We start from the raw sequence: 20,232 nt of genomic DNA on the forward strand, positions 1-20,232 counted from the left end.
TCAATTAAAAGAACTATTTTTAAAGCATCAAAAAACTTTGTGTTATGCTCAAAAAATTAATCTATCTTTTATTATTTTCTTTCTTACTTTTTCAATGTAAAACTGAAGAAAAGTCAAAACAAATATCATCAGAAAATTATGCAGATATAATTAACGAAGAATTTACTGGAGATTTAGCATTTGAAACCACTTCGTTTGTTGAAAAATATTGGCGAGTTGTTGGAAATACTGGTTTTAATAAATCCATTTACAAAATTGCAGAAAAGTTAGAAAAAGCAGGATACGTTTTAGAAGAAAACGCAACAGAAAAAGATGTTTTAACCTATAGAATTGAAAAACGTCCGCTTAAAAAACCAACTTGGGAATCTGTAGATGCAACTTTAAAAATTGAAGGAGAAATAGAACCTTTGTTGCAACACAGCACCAATAGAAATATGATTGCTTTAAATTCTTACAGCACTCCAAAAGAAGGGATTTCTGCAGAAGTAATTTATATTGAAGACATTAAAAATATAAATAAAATAAACGTAAAAGGAAAAATTGTTTTTGCGGAAACAAGTCCTTATCGAATTTATAAATCGGCAATTGTGGAAGGAAAAGCTGTTGGAATTATAACTTATAACAATCCTTCTTATTTACAGCCAGAAAAAAATACGACTTCTATTCAGTTTCGTTCCATTCCTCATGATTCTATAAATAAGCCTTGGGGAATTGCACTTTCTTACCAAGCAAAAGAACGTTTGAAAAATTCATTAGAAAAAGGAAAAACTACGCTAAATGTAAAAATTGAAACGAATATTTATCCTTCTGAAGAGCTGACAATTGTTGCAGATATTAAAGGAACAGAAAACCCAAAAGAGCGTTTGGTTTTTAGTGCACACATTCAAGAACCTGGCGCAAATGACAATGCAACTGGAGTTGGTGTTGCTTTGGAAATGGCTTCGTTAACTGCGAAATTTATCAATCAAAAACAATTTCAACCTAAAAGAACTTTAACTTTTTTATGGGGAGATGAAATTGTATCAACAAGAAGATATGTGCAAGAAGATTCCATAAGAGCAAAAGATATAAAATGGGGAATTTCTTTGGATATGGTTGGAGAAGATACTGAAAAAACGGGCGGAACTTTCCTAATTGAAAAAATGCCAGATCCAAGTGCCATTTGGACGCGTGGAAATGATAAACATAGTGAATGGGGAGGTTCTAAAATGAGTTTGGAACAAATGAAGCCTCATTATTTAAATGATTTTTTAATTAATAAATTTAAAGCACAAGGAAAAAGAGCCAATTGGATTGTAAGTACAAATCCGTTTGAAGGAGGAAGTGATCACGTTCCTTTTTTAAGAGAAAATATACCAAGTGTTTTGTTTTGGCATTTTACAGATCAGTTTTATCATACAGATAATGATAGAATAGATAAAGTGTCCAAAACGACTTTAAAAAATGTAGGAACAACAGCTTTAATTTCTGGGTATATTTTATTAAATGCTGATGAAAATACAGCAAAAAATATAATTTCTGATTTAGAAAAATCTGCCATTGAAAGATTAAATGAAGAATTGAAACAAAGTAAAATTGCTATAAATAATGGCGATTCTTTAGCAACCCAAATCGAAATAATTACAGCTTGGAATGATTGGTATCAAAAATCCTTATCAACCACAAAAGATATGGTTTCAGATGAAAATTCTATTAAAATTGACATTGAAAAATCGCAAAAAACAATTGATTCAATTTCGGTAAAAATTATTGAGAAGCTAAAAATTTAATTTCAACTTTCTCTTTTCAATTTTCTGATACATCGAATTAAAAAACTTCTTTCTTTCCACAGAAGCTTCACCAGAAATATTTGTAGAAAACTGTAATTGTTTCTTTAAATGTTGTTCTATTTGGCTTGTTGTTTCTTCGTCAACAACTTTAAAATAAGTAAGATTTGTGTAAGGAACAAATACTTTTTTCTCTGAATCGGATTTCATTAGCACCGTATTTAAAAGAGATATTAAATTATTATGATATAAGTGAAAACTGTTGTCGCTTTCTTTTCTTTTTTGATTTTCTGCTTGCTCTTCTAACATTCTTAAAGAAGCAATTAAACCATCTGCAATTGCAACAGCTTCTTTTTCTGTGGTTAATCCAACTTCGAAAAAATACTGAATTTGATTTAAGATATTATCAATTGTTGTATCATTCCAAATTTCTACTAAAGCAACTTTACTATATTGATTTAAAAATGTTTCGTATTTTTCTAATACTGCCTTAGAAGGATTAAATTCAGAAAATAAAACTGGCTTCGATTTAGCTTTTTCACTTAACATATTTAGAAATAAAAAAATTCTAAATTTCTTTAGGAAACCATTATCTGAATGATAAAAAGGATAATCTTTTGCACAATTAATTATTTTCCCTTCTTTTGAATTTAATACTTGCTGGGTTTCTTCTTTAGATTTATCGAAAAAGATATTTAAAAAATTATCGGAGAGAATTTCATGTGTTTTTTCGACAATAATCTTTTCTGTATCCTTCGTTTTTTTTAGAAGTAACGTGTTTAAATCGAAGTTATAATGTTCGGAAAGTATAAGACCATCTTCTAATGTTAACGCCGTTTTTCCTTTTACTCTTCTATAAGCAGCATCGTAGTTTATGTCTAAAACATCTGCAACATCGTCTATTAAAGAGATATTTTTTGATAATTTTCCCTCTATAAATCTAAATAATTTATCCTTTTTTAATTCCATATGCATTTTAATACTCTCAAAATTTGCAAAAATTAAATTCTGCTTTTGTAAATTTTACAAGAACATAAATGGCCTAATAAACTACTTTTGAGATAAATAAAAAGGTTGGGGGACCTTTAATGTTTAAGCGGAGCCTTTTCTTTATAACGAAAAGGCTTCTTTGTTTTTATCTTTCTCTAATATTTAGATCCATTGTGTTTACCAACTTCGAAACCATGTTTTCCCAAAAATTGATTTCCAGATTCTATTGCATCTTCTTCTAAAGTAGTTCCCATTGAATCGTTCCATCTATTTAAGTAACCAAATAAAGAAATTACACCTAACATTTCTACGATTTCTCCTTCGTTCCAATATTTATATAATTCTTCTTTAATTTTTACATCAACTGCATTAGGTACCATAGAAGCTGCTAAAGAAAAATCTAATGCTGCTCTTTCTGCATCTGAAAAAGCAGTATGCGTTTTATATTCCCAAATATTATCTAATTGTTCTTGTTCTGCTCCATAACGTTCTGCTGCTCTAATTGCATGTGCTTGGCAATATCTACAACCTGTTGCGTTACTCGAAACCCAAGCAATCATTCTTTTTAAAGCAGAAGTTACTCTACCTTCATTTGCCATAACAGCTTTGTTTAAATTTATAAATGCTTTAGAAATTGCAGGTCTTCTTTGCATCGTTAATACCGAATTTGGGCAAAAACCCAATGTTTCATTAAAAAACTCTGCAAGTTTTTGAGTTTCTAAATCGTGTTCTGCATTAAGAGGTGTTACTAATGGCATGTGCTTCTATTTTATTAATTTTCTATTTTCTTATTAAACTAAAACTTCCTTTTTTCTCTACAGACAAGCCGTTTTTATCGGTTAAAATTGCTTGAAACCAATAACTGTTGGAAGGTAGTAATTTCCCTTTATATGTTCCATCCCATCCTTCACTTTCTTGTGTAATTTTAGATAAAACTACTCCATACCTATTGTAAATATAAATATCTGTAACTGTATAAAAGTCTTTATTATACCCTTTTAAATTCCAAAAATCATTTTTTGTATCGTTATTTGGTGTAAAAAATCTTGGATATTCTAATATCGAGAAAGTATATTTAGCAGTTCCACAACCACCTTTATCTCTAATAAACAAGGTGTGTAATCCTGTTGATATTCCTTCAAAAAAACCATTGTCTTTATAGTTTCCAAACTCGTTATCTAATGTAAATTCATAATTTCCAGAGCCTATATTTTGGATTTCTACATTTATTGAATTATTATCAGAATCGTCTATGATTAAAATATCTTCTTTGGTAATATTTGCTATTTCAGATTCTTTTACAACAATTGTTTTTTCCAAAGACTCGCAACCTGCTTCCGAAAATGCTTTTACGGAATAATTTCCAACTTCTGATATATTTATTTCTGAAGTATTCCCTGCTATTAAAACACCTTCTTTTTTCCAGACATACGTATAAATTCCTTGCTCATCTATTACCTTTAAATCTACAGAACCAATATCTTTACATAAGGCAACATTTTCTTTTTCTACATTAAAAACCGGAATTGTAGTATCTACCTCTGCAATTACCTCAGTTCTGTTTAAAGATATACAGTTAGAATTATTAGCTTCTACAAAATAAGAAACAGTTGCAGTTAAAACAGGTGTTCTATAAGTATTTCCTATATGAATTAGTTCTCCACCTGTTAAAGAATCGTACCAATTTACCACACCTTCTGAAGCTGTTGCACTTAATAAAGCTGTTCCAGAACAAATTAAATCGTTTTCTGTATTAGTTATATTAGGTCTTTGATTTACAATTATTCTAATGGGTGTTCTTGGCAAACTTATACAACCATCAACAGAAACGGATGCATAAAATGTTGTGGTTTCTGAAACTGTAGTGGTAAAATTGTTTCCTATGAATAATAAATCTCCACCAGAGGCTGCAGTGTACCCTAAAATTTGTCCTTCGCTTGGAATTGCGGAAATTGTAGCTGTTCCAGCTTCGCAAACATTGGCTTCTGTAATTGTAATTATCTGTGGTATATAAATACGAGAAGTTGCTGCAATATTTAATGGAGGATCTCCTAAAGAACCATATTCTACAACATAGCCTCTTGGAACATACAAATTTGTGCCACCCACGTTTGGCAAATCGTTCCATGCTCCTCTAATTCCTATGGAAGGGTCTGTTATGTGTGCATAATCTTCTCCTGTTGTATTGTTTCCTCTAAAATCATTTGGCTCACTTCTGTTCCATTTTGCATATTGACCTTGAGGAGAAGAACCATTTACTTGTCCATTCCAAAAAATGTCACCAGCTTCTGGGCCTGTTACCCATTTCCAAACACCTTCTGTTTCTTCGTCTGAACCACCAATCCAACCTGCTCCTGAAGCTTGTTTTCCTGCAAAATCTGCTTCAACTTCGCTAGTTAAAGTTGCTAAATAGCCTCGTCTTCCATAATAAAACTTATTTTCTGCAGCAATTTTAGCGTCCTTCCAAGTGATGCCTTGTGCTGGAATAAATTCATAAAAATGATCGGTTTCTTTTAAGTAGTTTTTATCGTCTGCTGTTAAAGAAAATATTTTTTCTTCGGAAACTGTATTTGCAGTTGTTGTAAAAGTTACTTGTTTTACAGCTTCCTCTAAGTCTGAAAACAACATTTCTGTACCTGAAACTTTTGAAAATAAAGTTAACTTTCCTTCATTTGAATTCCAACTTTGATCAATTGTTGAATGACTTCCTAAATCTAAAAGATCGAAACCATTTTGATAACCAGAGGAAATTTGAATAAAGAAAAACTCTATCCCAGTATCATCAGAATCTGTTATCGTAAAATCTTCGACAATATTTATAGCATTACCAATACAAAAAGCTTGGTCGCCATTTGCTGTAATTACAGGAGCAGTATCAGTTTGTGCATAAAATAAAACAGACATAAATAATGTACATAAAAAATTAGATTCCCTTTCAATTGATAAAATTTCTCCATTTTAATTCTTAACTTGTAAACGATGTTGCTATTTTTGTAAGAAACCCCAATTTAGCACTTCAATTTTAAAAAAAATATAATTTATGGTTAAAAATATAATTACTACAGTTTGGACAGAAAAATCGCAATTCGAAACCGACAATCCTAGTGGACATAAATTTACAATGTTCGACAAATCGCAAGACAATGGAGATACTGTTGGTTTTGCTCCAAAAGCTTTAATGCTATCTTCTTTAGCAGGTTGCTCTGGTTTAGATGTTGTTTCTTTATTAGAAAAAATGCGTGCTAAAGTTGCCGATTTTAAAATTGAAGTTACTGCAGAATTAACAGACGAACATCCTAAATTTTACAACAAAGTAAAAGTAGATTATCACTTTACAGACAGCGAATTACAACCCGAAAAAATACAAAAAGCAGTAAATTTATCTGTAACAAAGTATTGTGGAGTTATGGAAATGTTTAGACAGTTTGCAGATGTAAAAATTGAAATATTCTTGCATGATATGTCTTTAAAAGAATAATGTGCTATTAAAAAACTGCTATGAGATGGACTTTAAAAAAACCACCCAATAAAGAGAAAGTCGCCCAACTTGCCAATGACTTGCAGGTTGATAAAACCATTGCTACCATTCTTTGTCAAAGAAATGTAACTACTTTCGAAGAAGCAAAAAAGTATTTTCGTCCAAGTTTAGAAGATATTCACGATCCTTTTTTAATGAAAGATATGGATTTGGCAGTTGAAAGAATTGAAACCGCAATTTCTAACAACGAAAATATTTTAATTTTTGGCGATTATGATGTGGATGGAACAACAGCTGTTTCCTTAGTTTCTTCATATTTAAAAACGATTCACCCAAATATTGCAACTTATATTCCAGATAGATATGCAGAAGGTTATGGCGTTTCTTATATGGGTATCGATTTTGCAGAAGACAACGATTTTTCTTTAATTATTGCTTTAGATTGTGGTATAAAAGCCATTGAAAAAGTAGCTTATGCAAAAGAGAAAAACATCGATTTTATTATTTGCGATCATCACAAACCTGGTAAAGAAATTCCAAAAGCGGTTGCTGTTTTAAACGCAAAACAAGAAGAATGTAATTATCCTTTTGATGAACTTTGTGGATGTGGAGTTGGTTTTAAATTGATACAAGCTTTGGGAGTTTCTAGAAACCAAACGATTGAACATTTTGTGCCTTATTTAGATTTGGTTGCCACTGCAATTGCTGCAGATATTGTACCAATGAATGGCGAAAACAGAACTTTAGCTTATTTTGGTTTGCAAGTTATTAATTCTCAACCAAGAAATGGAATTAAAGCCATTATTCATCAAGTTAAAAAAACGGAACTTACAATTACTGATGTTGTTTTTATAATTGCGCCAAGAATTAATGCTGCTGGAAGAATGAAACATGGTAATTACGCTGTGGAATTATTAACAGAAATGGATTTAGATTCAGCCATTGAATTTGCTGCTGCTATTGAAATTAATAATGCTGATAGAAAAGATTTAGATAAGAAAATTACGAATGAAGCTTTAATACAAATAATAGATAACGAAGAAGAAAACAAATTTACATCTGTCGTTTTTCAAGAAGATTGGCACAAAGGTGTAATTGGAATTGTAGCTTCTAGATTGATCGAAAAATATTATAGACCAACGTTAGTTTTTACAAAAAGTGGCGATAAATTAGCGGCTTCTGCACGTTCTGTAAAGGGTTTTGATGTATATAACGCATTGGAGGCATGTAGCGAATTTATAGAACAATTTGGCGGACATAAATATGCTGCTGGGTTGACTTTATTGCCAGAAAATTATGAGAACTTTAAAAACAAATTCGAAGAAGTTGTAGAAAAAACGATTGACAAAGAATTGCTAACGCCAGAAATTTCGATTGATGCAGAAATAGATTTATCAGAAATTACAGATAAATTCTTTCGAATTATTCAGCAAATGGCGCCTTTTGGACCAATGAATATGAAACCGAATTTTAAGTCTACTTGTGTTAGAGATAATGGTTATGGAAAACAAGTAGGTGCAGATAAAACGCATTTAAAATTAAATGTTTTTCAAGGTGATAATAAAAAAACCTACAATGCAATTGGTTTTAATTTAGGTGATAAAATAGAGTTTGTACAAGACGAATTTGATATTGTGTATGCTTTAGACGAAAACGAATGGAATGGTTATAAAACTGTGCAATTGTTGTTGAAGGATATTAAATAGGAGTATGAAAATCTATGGAATAAGTGGTCTTGGAGCTGATAAAAGAGTTTTTAAATATCTAACTTAAAATTGATACTTCAGAAAGATTCTGTTTATTAGGCGTAAGTTTTGGTGGTTTAATTGCTACCGAAATTAGCAAACTCATTAATAAAACAATTCCTAACTATTTATAAAATGTTGTCATTTCGAGCGAAACGTAGTGAAGTCGAGAAATCTCTTTCTAATTTATCTTTCAGATTTCTCCACAAGGTCGAAATGACACACAAACTCTAAACATGCTGATCAATCAAAATAGCATTTCCATCTGGATCTAAAACCACAAAACTGCCTTTTCCTGAAGTGGATTCATCTACTTCTGTTTCTAATTTTACACCTTCTTTTTTTAAGTGTTGTTGAATAGTTCTTACATCATCAAATTCTTCTAATTTGTTGGCAGACTCATCCCAACCAGGATTAAAGGTTAGTATATTGTTTTCGAACATTCCTTGAAATAAACCAACTAAAGAGTTTCCGTTTTTAAGAATTAAATAATTCTTTTCTATTTGTCCTGCAAAAACTGTGAATCCTAATTTTTCGTAAAATGCGCGTGATTTATGAATGTCTTTTACCGATAAACTGATTGAAAATGCTCCTAATTTCATACTTTTTGATTTTAGTTGATGTTTTAAAGTTATGAAAAAAAAATTTATCCTGTCATTCCTGTGAATACAAAAATTTATAAAATAGTTAGTTGAAAACACTTCATTTGAAGAAATGACAAAAAGTTTACAAACAAGTTTAGCCCTGATTGAAGCATTTGTTTGAGCTCTTTTTTATTCTTTTTCTGAATAAAAAAAGCGAGTGCGAAAAGCAGGAAATAGCTCCTAAAAAAAATGTGTTCTAAGCTTCCATAGACATTAAAACCATTTTTAATTCCATATACGTAATATCTGCATCTACTTTTTCTTTAAGCGTAGTTAAACCCTTTACTTCACCTGCTTCTTCGATTTGATTTCGGATTTTTTTGTAGCGTTTTAAATCGATTAATTCTAACACATCTATGTCGCCAGAAGAAATATAATTCGCCAAATGATTTTCGATTGTTCCTACTGTTAAACTGCGTTCTTTGGCAATTTCTTTGATAGATAAACCCGATTTAAACAACTCAAAAGAAATTTGTTTTGTTGGTTTTTTATCTTCTTTTTTCTGTTCGTTAAATTTATTAATTCCGTTTTCTGTACAGTAATTATTAATAATTTCTAGAATTTCCTCTCCATATTTCGCAACCCTAGTTTTACCCATTCCTTTTACTTTTAAAAGCTCTTGTGAAGTTCTTGGTAAATCATCGCACATGGCATACAAAGCTTCTTGGGTAAATATTTGATATGCAGGAATATTTTCTGCAACTCTAATTTCGTCTCGTAATTCTCTTAATTTTAACGCTAGAATTGGGTCTCGTTTGGAAGCTACTTTTTTCTTCTTTTTAGGTTCCATTTTTTGCAAAACTGCTTTTGCTCTAACTTCTAAATATGCTTGTACTTTAAAACCAGTCGTCATTTTTTGCAATGCGAATAACTTTTCTTCTAACTTTTCTTGAAGTGAATCGAACTGTTTAGAAAAATCTGTTTTTACAGCTTTATTGTCTGTAGAAAAATTAATTGCATCTAAAGGTTTTGCAATATTATTTTGTGTGTGATTTAAAAAATAAGCAACTGCTTTTGTAAATCGCTCATGAATTGTAGAACTATTCTCTGGCAAAATATTGTCTTCTGAAAGTACTTTTAATTGATTTTTAAATCCGTTGGAAACTTTCATTAGAGCAACAATTCCATCGTCTTTTATGGTTTGTAAATGATCTATTACATCGCCTTTTATACTTGTTTGGTTTTTGTAGAAAATATCAATTAACCTTGTAATTGGATATAAAAAAGGTTGATAATCGAACAACTCCGAAATTAAATTCAGTTGGAATTCTATTTCAGATTCGTTTAAAATACTTTCATCAGGGTGATTTTCTTCTACACTTAAATTGAAAACACTTACAGTTTTATCGTTAATAATTGCGTTGCTTGTAATTGGTGTTTTTAAAACCAAGCCTTCCAAAGAAGTACACCTACTTAACGCAACATATGTTTGCCCATGTGCAAATGAAGCTTCTGCGTCTATAATTGCTTTTTCGAACGTTAAACCTTGACTTTTATGAATGGTAATTGCCCAGGCCAAACGTAATGGAATTTGTGAAAAAGCACCTACTAAATCTTCTTTTATCTCTTTTGTATCTTCATTAATCGAATAATTAATATTAGACCAGGTTTCTTTTTCTGTTACAATTTCATCAGATTCATTTCCACATTGTACAGTTACAGAAGTTTTAGAAATGTCTGTAATAATTCCTATTTTTCCGTTGAAATATCTTTTTTCTTGAGAAGAGTCATTTTTAATAAACATTACTTGTGCACCTACTTTTAATTCTAATTTGGCTGCATTTGGATACGAGTTTTCACTAAATTTACCTGAAATTTCAGCTTCAAAAAAACGACTTTTATTGGTAATTTTATTGAGTTCGGAATTGTTGATTAAATTCGCTCTATTATTATGTGTTGTTAGTGTAATATAACCTTCTTCTTTACTTGGCGAGAAAGTTGGATTGTAACGTTCGTTTAAAATTTTAGCAGATTTTTCTGATAAATTATCATTTCTAATTTCATTTAAAATGGTAATAAAATCTTCGTTTTTCTGACGATAAATATGTTTCAATTCAATTGAAACTACATCTGCTTCTAGAAAGGCTTTTGAACTAAAAAAGTAAACAGTATTGTAATGCTGTTGTAACAAACTCCATTCATTTGGTCTTACAACTGGTGCTAATTGTTGCAAATCGCCAATCATTAAAATTTGTGCGCCACCAAAAACTTTATTTCTGTTTTTATAACGACGCATAACTTGATCTATTCCATCTAACAAATCTGCACGAACCATAGAAATCTCGTCAATAATTACTAAATCTAACGATTTTATAATATCAATTTTTGTTTTCGAAAAACGACGTTGTTGGTTATTTGGCGGCTGATTTGGTAAAATAGGGCCAAAAGGCATTTGAAAAAAAGAATGAATGGTAACTCCTTTTGCATTAATTGCAGCAACTCCTGTTGGCGCAACAATTACCAATCTTTTTAAAGATTCGTTTTTAATTTGATGTAAAAACGTAGTTTTTCCTGTACCTGCTTTTCCAGTAATAAACAGATTTCTATCCGTTTTTTCAATGAAATTTAAGGCTAGTTCTAATTCAGGATTTGTTGACATTTTAGCTTTTTGATGCAAGGTAAATAATCCTATAGAATTATCTTAAATTATTTAGAATCTAAATCTTTTCTTTTTCCTAGTTGCCACATTAAAATGCCGCCTGTAATAAACATCCAAATAGAATAAGCGCCAATTGGAATTCCCATTTCAACATTATTTAAAATGGTTGTTGCAATTACAAAGGCTAATGTTCCATTTTGGATACCACTTTCTACTGTAATTGAAATTGCACTTTTAAAGTTTAATTTAAAAAGTTTCGCGGTTAAAAATCCAACTCCCATTGTTAAAATATTTAATATTAAAGTAACCAAGCCAACTTCTTTCATTCCAGTTCCAATCATTTTATAATTTGCTGCTATTACTGCTATAAATACTAAAATAAAAATAATGGTTGATGCTAATCTCATTGGTTTTTCCATTCGTTTTGCAAAACTAGTTTTGTATTTACGGATAACCATTCCTATAGAAATTGGAATTACTGTAATAATCATTATTTGTAATATTGTATTTAAAATTGGTAGTTTAATTGTTACATCTGTATCAGAGCCAAAATATTCTAAAGCATAAGACAAAATAAATGGAATTGTTAGTATACTAATAATACTTGCAATTGCTGTTAATGTTACCGACAAAGCAATATTTCCCTTACAAATTTGCACTATTAAATTACTAGTTGGACCTCCAGGACAAGTTGCTAAGACCATTAAACCGACTGCCATTGTTGGATTTAAATTAAAAACGATTGCTAACGAGAATCCAATAATTGGTAAAAAAAATAATTGATTAACTAACCCAATTAGAGCGGCTTTTGGGTATTTTATAATTCTTGAAAAATCTAATGGAATTAACGTCATTCCCATTCCTAGCATAATAATTGCGAGTGATAATGGTAAAAATATTTTTCCTATAATTTCTGCTACTGTCATATTTATTTCTAGTAATATAAATTATAAGGAACGTAAAATCTTTTCCATTTTTCTACCTTTCGCTAATTCATCAATTAGCTTTTCCATTTGTCTGCATTGTTTGTACAGTATAAACTCCTCCTCAATTTCTTCAATTCGGTAACCACAAACAACACCTTTTATCATGTATGCATTAGGATGTAAAGTAGCTTCTTCAAAAAAAGTTTTATAGGTTACTTTTTCATTGATAAGTGATTGTAGTTTCTCTTCATTAAAACCTGTAAACCATTCTAATACTTGATGAAATTCTTCTTTGGTTCTACCGTTTTTCTCCAATCTATTCAAGTAAAGTGGGTAAATAGTTGCAAAAATCATATTTGCAACTTTTTCATTTTTTTCTGCTGTTACTTTCATTTTGATGATTATAAAATATTGAAGTAACAATTTACAAAATTATTATGAATAGAAAACTCAAGTAAAATACTTGGAATTTTAGCGCATGTAATTAATTATATATTTTCCTTCTATTCTTGTTATAGCTCCTCCTCCGAAACAGACACGTTGATTATTATTTTCATCTATCTGTTTTTGAAGTTTTACAATATTAAAGTTATCTATTAATCCATTTTGCTCTATAGTTAAGGTTTCTGTTGACCATAAATTATTATTTATCAAATAATAACCAAATGCTGAATTTCCAGAGCCTGTTGCTGGATCTTCAATGTATCCAAAAGTGGGCGCAAAAACTCTTGTTCTATAATCATTTATTTTTTCTCTCACATTTGATGTAAAAACTTCAATGATATCTATTTCCATACTAAAACAATATTCTTTCAATTGATCGAGGTTGGCTTTAATCGTCAAAATTGATTCTAAGTCTGTTATTGGAACAATCAAGGTTGATAACCCAGCATTTATAACAGAAATTGGTAAATCAGTATTTATTTTTAATTTATCAATTCCCAATTTATTTGCTAATTCTCCAACATTTATGATAGTATCTTTTGTCTGAGGCTTAGGTGACATAATAAAAACTGAATCAGATTCTTTAAATCTGTTTTCAACACTTAAAATTCCCTTGTTCGTGTTTATAGTCAAGGTTGGAATATTTGCTAAACTATTATCTGATTTAATTAAGTCGTACAAAATAGCTATTGTAGCATGACCACAAAAGTCAACTTCTCGTTCCGATGAATAATATCTTAAATCAAATTCGCGTTCTCCTACTTTAGCCACATATCCAACTTCGTTTACAAATCCCTTCAATTCTTTTGCTATCTGTAACATTTCGCTTTCTGAAATATCATCCAATTTATCCAACAAAATGTAGCCAGCTGGGTTTCCATCTGATTTTTCGGTTGCAAATGCGTCTATTTTCTTAAAATTATATTCTTTCATCCAAGTATGTCGATTTTGTTTGGATTAATGTGTGCTAACGTTTAGTATATGAAGCCTAGCCTTCCAGTAGGTGGCCATGACTTCAAATACTGTGTTGTATGCTATTTTTATTTTTTAAAATATGTTCATCAATTCAAAGCTTACCGATTTCACTACTTTTTGTATAAAAAATCCTCAACTGCCTGACCGAATATATTTGGCAATTGATGATGAAATGCATGGGCAGCATTAGAATATATTAGTAGTTGACTATTAGGGATTTGTTTGTATAAGAGAAAAGAATTCTTGTCAGAAAATGCAATATCTTCTTTTGAACCAGCTACCAAAACAGGGTGAGTAATTTCTTTAATTTTTGTAAAATAATTTTTATCACTTGAAAAGAAATTTTTTGTAGCTATTCCCTGTGCTGCCCAAGTTGGGGGTTGTGTAGGTTGCACTTTGGTCTTATATTTTTCTATGCGAGAAAGTGAGGCTATAGCGTTTTCAATACCTTTTTGATTCTCCGTAAAAAATACAGTCTGATGATCTTCAGGTTTCATATCATAGACCTTTGTAGCAACAGCCAAAAAACGTTCTGTTGGATATTCCGTCTGTTCGCTACCTCCAGGCCCTGTACCAACTAATATTGCTTTGTTAACCAAGTTAGGATAATTCAAAAGAAAAACCTGCGCAACAAGTCCGCCCATACTCCAACCCAAGATATTGACTTTTTCGAAGCCTAATTGATTGATAAAATCGAAAGCAATAGAAGCCATTCCTTCTATCGAATCTTCACTTTTACCATTAGTAGCTCCAACTCCAAAATTATCAAAGACAACAACTTTATTTTTCTTAGCTAAAGAAGAGATAAAAGCTGGGTCCCAATCATTGATAGTTCCTCTGAAGCGATTGAAAAGAATTAAAGGGCTTCCTTCCCCAATAATTCGGTGGGCAACTTGAATGCCGCGAATCTCTATAAAATTAACATCACTATTAATTACTTCCTTCATGTTTTTAATTATTTAATTATTTACTTTTTTATTTATAATATTTCTCAATTCAACAGACCACAAGATTTTATAGTGTCCAATATTTTTTAGTTTAATAAGCTCGCTATTATCTATGCACTTTGATGTTCGTTCTGCATCATGAAAAGATAAAACTTTGTCATCTTCAGAATGCACAATAACAACCGAATCTATTGGATTCATTTTCGGACAAAGTGTCTCCATATTGATTTCTTCCAATGGGATATTGGCATCTTTTTCTATTAGTTCAGATAATTTTTGAAGTGTTTTTTGAGACATTCCCAACTTTCTATTGATAGAAAAAATAAATTCCTTAAAACTAAAGGGGGTAGTTATAATTATCCATTGATTTAATTTAAAATCTGGATTTTTTAATAAACCAAGTTGTGTAGAAACTGTCCCAAAAGAGTGGCTAATAATTAGTTTTGGTTGATGTGTTTTTATTCTTGTAGAAATGAAATCTGCATATTCAAACATATTGGTAGACTTCCTTCTATTATTTCCATGGGAAGGGCCATCATAAGCAACTACATGATAGTGCTTCTCCAATAAAATGGAAACCAATGCTCCAAAATTCCCTGCTTGACCTTCCCAACCATGTATTAGTAATGCGATTGGATTGCCTTTCTTTCCCCATGAATATCCTATAAGTGTAAAATCAAGATATTTAACAAATAGTCTTTCTGATTTGGCAAGAATTCGTTCTTCCATTTCACGAAGTTTTCGCTTTTGAGGTTGAGAAATTCGATTGTAAATTAATCGAGAGGCCAAGTTTGGGGCTACCTTGCTTAATATTTTCAAGAAATTTTTCATATCTTGGTTCTAAATTAGAACTCAAATATACAATATCTAAGTTCTAAAACAATACCTAGACTTAAATATTATGCAATTTTATAAAAAAACAGAGACTAATAGATTGAATTGTCCTATCCAGTTAACCAGCCATATTATAGGAGATAAATGGATTTTATTAATATTAAGAGAGCTATTTTTGGGTAATACCAAATTTGACGAATTTGAAAGAAACTTGGCTATTTCTAAATCTGTTCTTACTACTAAACTAAAGTTATTAGTAGAGTTTAAGTTAATAATAAAAACAGATTATAAAGAAGAAAAAAAGAGAACAAGAAGTAAATATCAACTATCAAAAATAGGAAGTGAACTTTTGTTTATTATGGGTGCTGTAATGGAGTGGGGCAATACGAATTTGGTAAATAAGGAAGAGACCTATTTAAAAATTATTGATAAATCTGATACTCCTGTAAAATTAGTTTTTGCGAATCAGGATAATGATATACTTGCTTTAGATGATTTGAGTTTTGAGTTGTCTTGAATGGTATGCAACGTTAGCACTAATATTTGTCGTTTTAATGACTTTAATAGTATAACGAATTTATCTTTTAAGGAGAAAGGAAAGAGGATAAAGACTAACATTAAGAGATAAAAAAGCCAACAAATAAGTTTAGCCCTGATTGAGCGGTTTGTTTAAGCTCTTTTTTGAGGGACGAAAAAAAAGCGAGTAGCAAAAGCAGGAAATAGCTTTAAATAAAAAATCCCAAGCAAAAGCCTGGGATTTTAATATGTATTTAGCAATATTGTTGCTTACATTTCTAATGCTTTTGTAGGATTATTATCCATCAATAACTCAACAGGATTTTCTAATGCTTCTTTTACAGCCACTAAAAAACCTACAGATTCTCTACCATCTACAATTCTGTGATCATAAGACAATGCAACATACATAATTGGCTGAATTACAACACCGCCATTTACTGCCATTGGTCTGTTTACAATATTGTGCATTCCTAAAATTCCACTTTGTGGAGGATTTATAATTGGCGTAGACAACATAGAACCAAATACACCACCATTAGTGATTGTAAATGTTCCACCAGTCATTTCATCAATAGTTATTTGCCCATCTCTTGCGCGTAAAGCCAAACGTTTTACTTCGCTTTCTACACCTCTAAAAGATAAGTTTTCCGCATTTCTAATTACAGGAACCATTAAACCTTTTGGCCCAGAAACTGCAATAGAAATATCTTGAAAATCGTGTTTTATTTGAAAATCTCCATCAATCATAGAATTCACATCTGGGTACATTTTTAAAGCTCTAACAACTGCCAAAGTAAAGAAAGACATAAATCCTAAACCAACTCCGTGTTTCGCTTTAAAATCTTCTTTATATTCTTTACGTAAATCGAAAATTGGCTGCATATTCACCTCGTTAAACGTTGTTAACATGGCAGTTTCGCTTTTTACAGCTACCAAACGTTCTGCAACTTTTCTACGCAACATAGACATTTTCTTACGCTCTGTTCCACGAGATCCGTTAGCTGGTTGTGTTCCCATAGAAGGCACTGCTTTTACAGCATCGTCTTTGGTAATTCTACCATCTTTTCCTGTTCCTTTAATAGAAGAACCATCCATCCCTTTTTCTGCTAAAACTTTTTTAGCAGCTGGCGATGCAACTCCAGAAGCGTAAGTTTCTTTTTTCTCTACACTTGGCGCAACTTTTTCTTCTTTTGTTGGCGCTTCTTTTGTTGGTTGCTTTTCTGAAGCATCTCCTTCAGGTTTTGCTGCACTTGTGTCTATTAAACACACAACTGCTCCAACCTCTACTGCATCTCCTTCTTCCGCTTTTAAAGTGATAATTCCACTTTCTTCGGCTGGCAATTCTAAAGTTGCTTTATCAGAATCTACTTCTGCAATTGGTTGATCTTTTTCAACATAATCTCCATCTTCAACTAACCAAGTTGCAATTTCTACTTCTGTAATCGATTCTCCTGGAGAAGGAACTTTCATTTCTAAAACACTCATGGTTTCTTATTTTACTTGCGCCGAAATTATTTCAGCATTTAATTATTTTAACTTTTATTTTTTGGGCGTTTTAACAGGCTTTCCACTAAATCTTTTTTTGAAGAAAAATCAAAAAAAGGATGCCGTTTCAATCCTTAACGCGCTTACTCATTACTAAAAACACTATCAATAACACCTTTATGACGTTTCTTGAATCTTGTGCTTGAACCTGCTGCAGGAACTGCATAGTATTTACGAGAACGAACATTTAATTTCACTAAATCGAAACGTTCTAACATAAAACTCCAAGCTCCCATATTTCTTGGTTCTTCTTGTGCCCAAACGTAATCTTTCACATTCGGATATCTATCTATTACCTTTTGTAATTTCTCTAAATGCAGAGGAAATAATTGTTCAATTCTAACCAAAGCAACATCTTCTCTTTCTAAATTTTCTCTTTCTTCTAATAAATCATAATAGAATTTACCCATACAGAAAACCAATTTTGTTACTTTTTCTGGATTTATTGTATCATCAATTACTTCTTGAAATTCGCCAGTTGCTAAATCTTCAATCGAAGAAATTACTTTTGTATGTCTTAATAAACTTTTCGGAGTAAATACAATTAACGGTTTTCTATAATCACGTTTCATTTGACGACGCAATAAATGATAGAAATTCGCAGGTGTTGTACAATTTGCAAGTGTCATATTATCTTCTGCACACAATTGTAAATAACGTTCTATTCTTGCAGATGAATGTTCAGAACCTTGGCCTTCATAACCATGAGGTAATAAAACCACGATTCCGTTTTGTAATTTCCACTTATCTTCTGCTGCAGAAATGTATTGGTCGAACATTATTTGTGCTCCGTTAGAGAAATCTCCAAACTGTGCTTCCCAAATTGTTAATGTGTTTGGGTTACCCATTGCATAACCATAATCGAACCCAAGAACTCCATATTCAGATAATAACGAGTTGTAAATCGTCATTTGTCCTTTACTCTTTGGATTTCTATTTAATAGGTTAATTCTCTCTTCTGAAAGTTCGTCACGCAAAATAGCGTGTCTGTGAGAAAAAGTTCCTCTTTCTACATCTTGCCCAGAAATACGTACATTAAAACCTTCTTCCATTAAAGAACCATAAGCTAAATTTTCTGCCATTCCCCAATCTAATTGATTGGTTTCAAAAGCCATTTTTGCTCTTCCTTGTAAAATACGTTCTGCTTTTCTAACAAATTTCACACCTTCAGGAACTGTAGAGACTACTTTTGCAATATTTCTTAAACCATCAGCTGTATATTTTGTATCAACAGGTTGCAACATTGCTGGTAATTCCTCACGATCGAAACCTTCCCAAGTAGATTGCATGAATTCTTTTACTTTCGATGTTTCTACTTTTTTAGACTCATCGAATTCAGTCTCCAACATACTCTTGAATTCTGTAGTAATTTCAGCTAAATAATTTTTATCTATACTTCCTTCTTGTAATAATTTTTCAGCATAAATCTCTTTTACATTTTCATGTTTAGAGATTGCTTTGTATAATTTTGGCTGTGTAAAACGAGGCTCATCACCTTCATTATGCCCGTATTTTCTGTAACCTAAAAGATCTATAAAAATATCGGTTTTAAATTTCATTCTAAACTCTAAAGCCATTTGCATTGCGTGACAAACTGCTTCTGTATCATCTGCATTTACATGTAAAACTGGCGATAAAGTTACTTTTGCAACATCTGTACAATAGGTACTTGAACGTGCATCTAAATAGTTTGTTGTAAATCCGATTTGGTTATTTACAACAATATGAATTGTTCCTCCTGTTTTATAACCATTCAATTTTGCCATTTGAACAACTTCATAGGCAATTCCTTGACCTGCAATTGCAGCATCTCCATGAATAATTATTGGAAGAATCTTACTCGAATCTCCATCGTATTTTCTATCAATCTTTGCTCTAGTAATTCCTTCTGCAACTGCTGCAACAGTTTCCAAGTGAGATGGATTTGGAACCAAATTCATTTTTATTTCGTTACCATCTCTATAAGTTTTACTTAACGTTAAACCTAAATGGTATTTTACATCTCCATCGATATCTTCATCTTCGAAATCTTTTCCTTCGAACTCGCTAAATAAATCTCTAACTGGCTTTTTAAAGATATTTACTAAAGTATTTAAACGACCTCTGTGTGCCATTCCTAAAACACATTCTTTCACTCCAAAAGTTTCTGCTGCTTCTCTTAAAACAACTGCCATTCCTGGAATTAAAGATTCACCTCCTTCTAAAGAAAAACGTTTTTGCCCTACATATTTTGTTTGCAAAAAGCTTTCAAAAGTAACTGCTTGGTTTAATTTTCCTAAAATATATTTTTTAGATTCAATAGAATAATTAGGATGATTATCGTTGGTATTTAATCGATCCTGCCACCATTTTAATTTTATTGGGTTTCGCATATACATGTACTCCACTCCAATAGAATCGCAATAAATAGTTTTTAAGTGACTTATTATTTCAGAAAGTTTAACTCTTCCCAAACCTAAAACATCTCCTGCAGAGAATTCTTTATCTAAATCGTTTTCGGTTAAACCGAAATTTTCGATTTCTAAAGTAGGTTGATATTGCCTCCTATCTCTAACCGGATTTGTTTTTGTAAATAAATGTCCACGTGTTCGATAACCGTTAATCAAATCTACCACTAAAAATTCCTTCTTTACTTCTTGTGGAATTTCTAAAGAGGTTTCATCATCTTTAAAAGAATAATCTTCATTTGCCAAATCGTATCCTTGAAAAAAACTTCTCCAACTTGGCTCAACAGAGTCTGGGTTTACTAAATATTGATCGTATAAATCGGCTATAAAGCCTGTATGTGCTGCGTTTAAGAACGAAAATTTGTCCATATAA

The 20,232-nt window shown here is 31.2% G+C and carries 16 protein-coding genes; 4 read left to right on the forward strand and 12 right to left on the reverse strand.

The annotated features are described in order from the left end of the window. Positions 1 to 44 precede the first annotated feature (44 nt). Positions 45 to 1,769, forward strand: a complete 1,725-nt coding sequence (locus H9I45_RS08855; protein WP_088354933.1) for a M28 family peptidase — start codon at positions 45 to 47, stop codon at positions 1,767 to 1,769. Here H9I45_RS08855 and H9I45_RS08860 read toward each other — a convergent pair. The 3 genes from H9I45_RS08860 to H9I45_RS08870 form a co-directional block, all read right to left on the reverse strand. Further along, positions 1,758 to 2,735, reverse strand: coding sequence for a hypothetical protein (locus tag H9I45_RS08860; RefSeq protein ID WP_140422769.1), 978 nt, complete (start codon positions 2,733 to 2,735; stop codon positions 1,758 to 1,760). The two genes, H9I45_RS08855 and H9I45_RS08860, sit on opposite strands and share 12 nt — an antisense overlap. Positions 2,736 to 2,911: 176 nt before the next feature. Continuing rightward, positions 2,912 to 3,514, reverse strand: coding sequence for a carboxymuconolactone decarboxylase family protein (locus H9I45_RS08865; RefSeq protein WP_088354931.1), 603 nt, complete (start codon positions 3,512 to 3,514; stop codon positions 2,912 to 2,914). Between the two features lie 22 nt (positions 3,515 to 3,536). Then, the gene (locus H9I45_RS08870; RefSeq protein WP_088354930.1) at positions 3,537 to 5,660 is read right to left on the reverse strand and encodes an Ig-like domain-containing protein; all 2,124 of its coding nucleotides are present in this window, start codon (positions 5,658 to 5,660) and stop codon (positions 3,537 to 3,539) included. Positions 5,661 to 5,796: 136 nt separating this feature from the next. On the opposite strand from H9I45_RS08870, the gene H9I45_RS08875 reads away from it, so the two are divergent. Beyond that, positions 5,797 to 6,234, forward strand: coding sequence for an OsmC family protein (locus H9I45_RS08875; protein ID WP_088354929.1), 438 nt, complete (start codon positions 5,797 to 5,799; stop codon positions 6,232 to 6,234). A 20-nt stretch (positions 6,235 to 6,254) separates the two neighbouring features. Continuing rightward, positions 6,255 to 7,940: a single-stranded-DNA-specific exonuclease RecJ gene (gene recJ, locus H9I45_RS08880; RefSeq protein WP_088354928.1), complete on the forward strand. Its 1,686-nt coding sequence runs from the start codon at positions 6,255 to 6,257 to the stop codon at positions 7,938 to 7,940. A 269-nt stretch (positions 7,941 to 8,209) separates the two neighbouring features. On the opposite strand, the gene H9I45_RS08885 is transcribed toward recJ, so the two are convergent. The 7 genes from H9I45_RS08885 to H9I45_RS08915 all read right to left on the reverse strand — a co-directional run bounded on the left by H9I45_RS08885 (position 8,210) and on the right by H9I45_RS08915 (position 15,243). Then, complete coding sequence (locus tag H9I45_RS08885) at positions 8,210 to 8,581, reverse strand: VOC family protein (protein ID WP_088354927.1); 372 nt, start codon at positions 8,579 to 8,581, stop codon at positions 8,210 to 8,212. 238 nt (positions 8,582 to 8,819) lie between these two features. Continuing rightward, positions 8,820 to 11,222 carry a helix-turn-helix domain-containing protein gene (locus H9I45_RS08890; protein WP_088354926.1) on the reverse strand — a complete coding sequence of 801 codons (2,403 nt, stop codon included), beginning with the start codon at positions 11,220 to 11,222 and terminating at the stop codon, positions 8,820 to 8,822. Between the two features lie 47 nt (positions 11,223 to 11,269). Next, positions 11,270 to 12,148, reverse strand: coding sequence for a bile acid:sodium symporter family protein (locus H9I45_RS08895; RefSeq protein ID WP_088354925.1), 879 nt, complete (start codon positions 12,146 to 12,148; stop codon positions 11,270 to 11,272). 21 nt (positions 12,149 to 12,169) lie between these two features. Then, entirely contained in the window at positions 12,170 to 12,541 is a 372-nt protein-coding gene (locus tag H9I45_RS08900) for a DUF2200 domain-containing protein (protein WP_088354924.1), read from the reverse strand. Positions 12,542 to 12,619: 78 nt separating this feature from the next. Next, complete coding sequence (locus H9I45_RS08905; protein WP_088354923.1) at positions 12,620 to 13,525, reverse strand: PhzF family phenazine biosynthesis protein; 906 nt, start codon at positions 13,523 to 13,525, stop codon at positions 12,620 to 12,622. Positions 13,526 to 13,677: 152 nt separating this feature from the next. After that, positions 13,678 to 14,514, reverse strand: a complete 837-nt coding sequence (locus tag H9I45_RS08910; protein ID WP_088354922.1) for an alpha/beta fold hydrolase — start codon at positions 14,512 to 14,514, stop codon at positions 13,678 to 13,680. Positions 14,515 to 14,526: 12 nt separating this feature from the next. Beyond that, entirely contained in the window at positions 14,527 to 15,243 is a 717-nt protein-coding gene (locus H9I45_RS08915; protein ID WP_191141226.1) for an alpha/beta fold hydrolase, read from the reverse strand. A gap of 205 nt (positions 15,244 to 15,448) precedes the next feature. On the opposite strand from H9I45_RS08915, the gene H9I45_RS08920 reads away from it, so the two are divergent. Continuing rightward, a complete protein-coding gene (locus H9I45_RS08920) occupies positions 15,449 to 15,865 on the forward strand; it encodes a winged helix-turn-helix transcriptional regulator (RefSeq protein ID WP_176397591.1) in 417 nt (138 codons plus the stop codon). A gap of 269 nt (positions 15,866 to 16,134) precedes the next feature. On the opposite strand, the gene odhB is transcribed toward H9I45_RS08920, so the two are convergent. After that, entirely contained in the window at positions 16,135 to 17,352 is a 1,218-nt protein-coding gene (gene odhB, locus H9I45_RS08925) for a 2-oxoglutarate dehydrogenase complex dihydrolipoyllysine-residue succinyltransferase (protein ID WP_088354919.1), read from the reverse strand. A gap of 143 nt (positions 17,353 to 17,495) precedes the next feature. After that, positions 17,496 to 20,228, reverse strand: a complete 2,733-nt coding sequence (locus H9I45_RS08930; protein ID WP_088354918.1) for a 2-oxoglutarate dehydrogenase E1 component — start codon at positions 20,226 to 20,228, stop codon at positions 17,496 to 17,498. Between the last annotated feature and the right edge of the window lie 4 nt (positions 20,229 to 20,232).

Source organism: Polaribacter haliotis (assembly GCF_014784055.1).
GTDB lineage: Bacteria > Bacteroidota > Bacteroidia > Flavobacteriales > Flavobacteriaceae > Polaribacter > Polaribacter haliotis.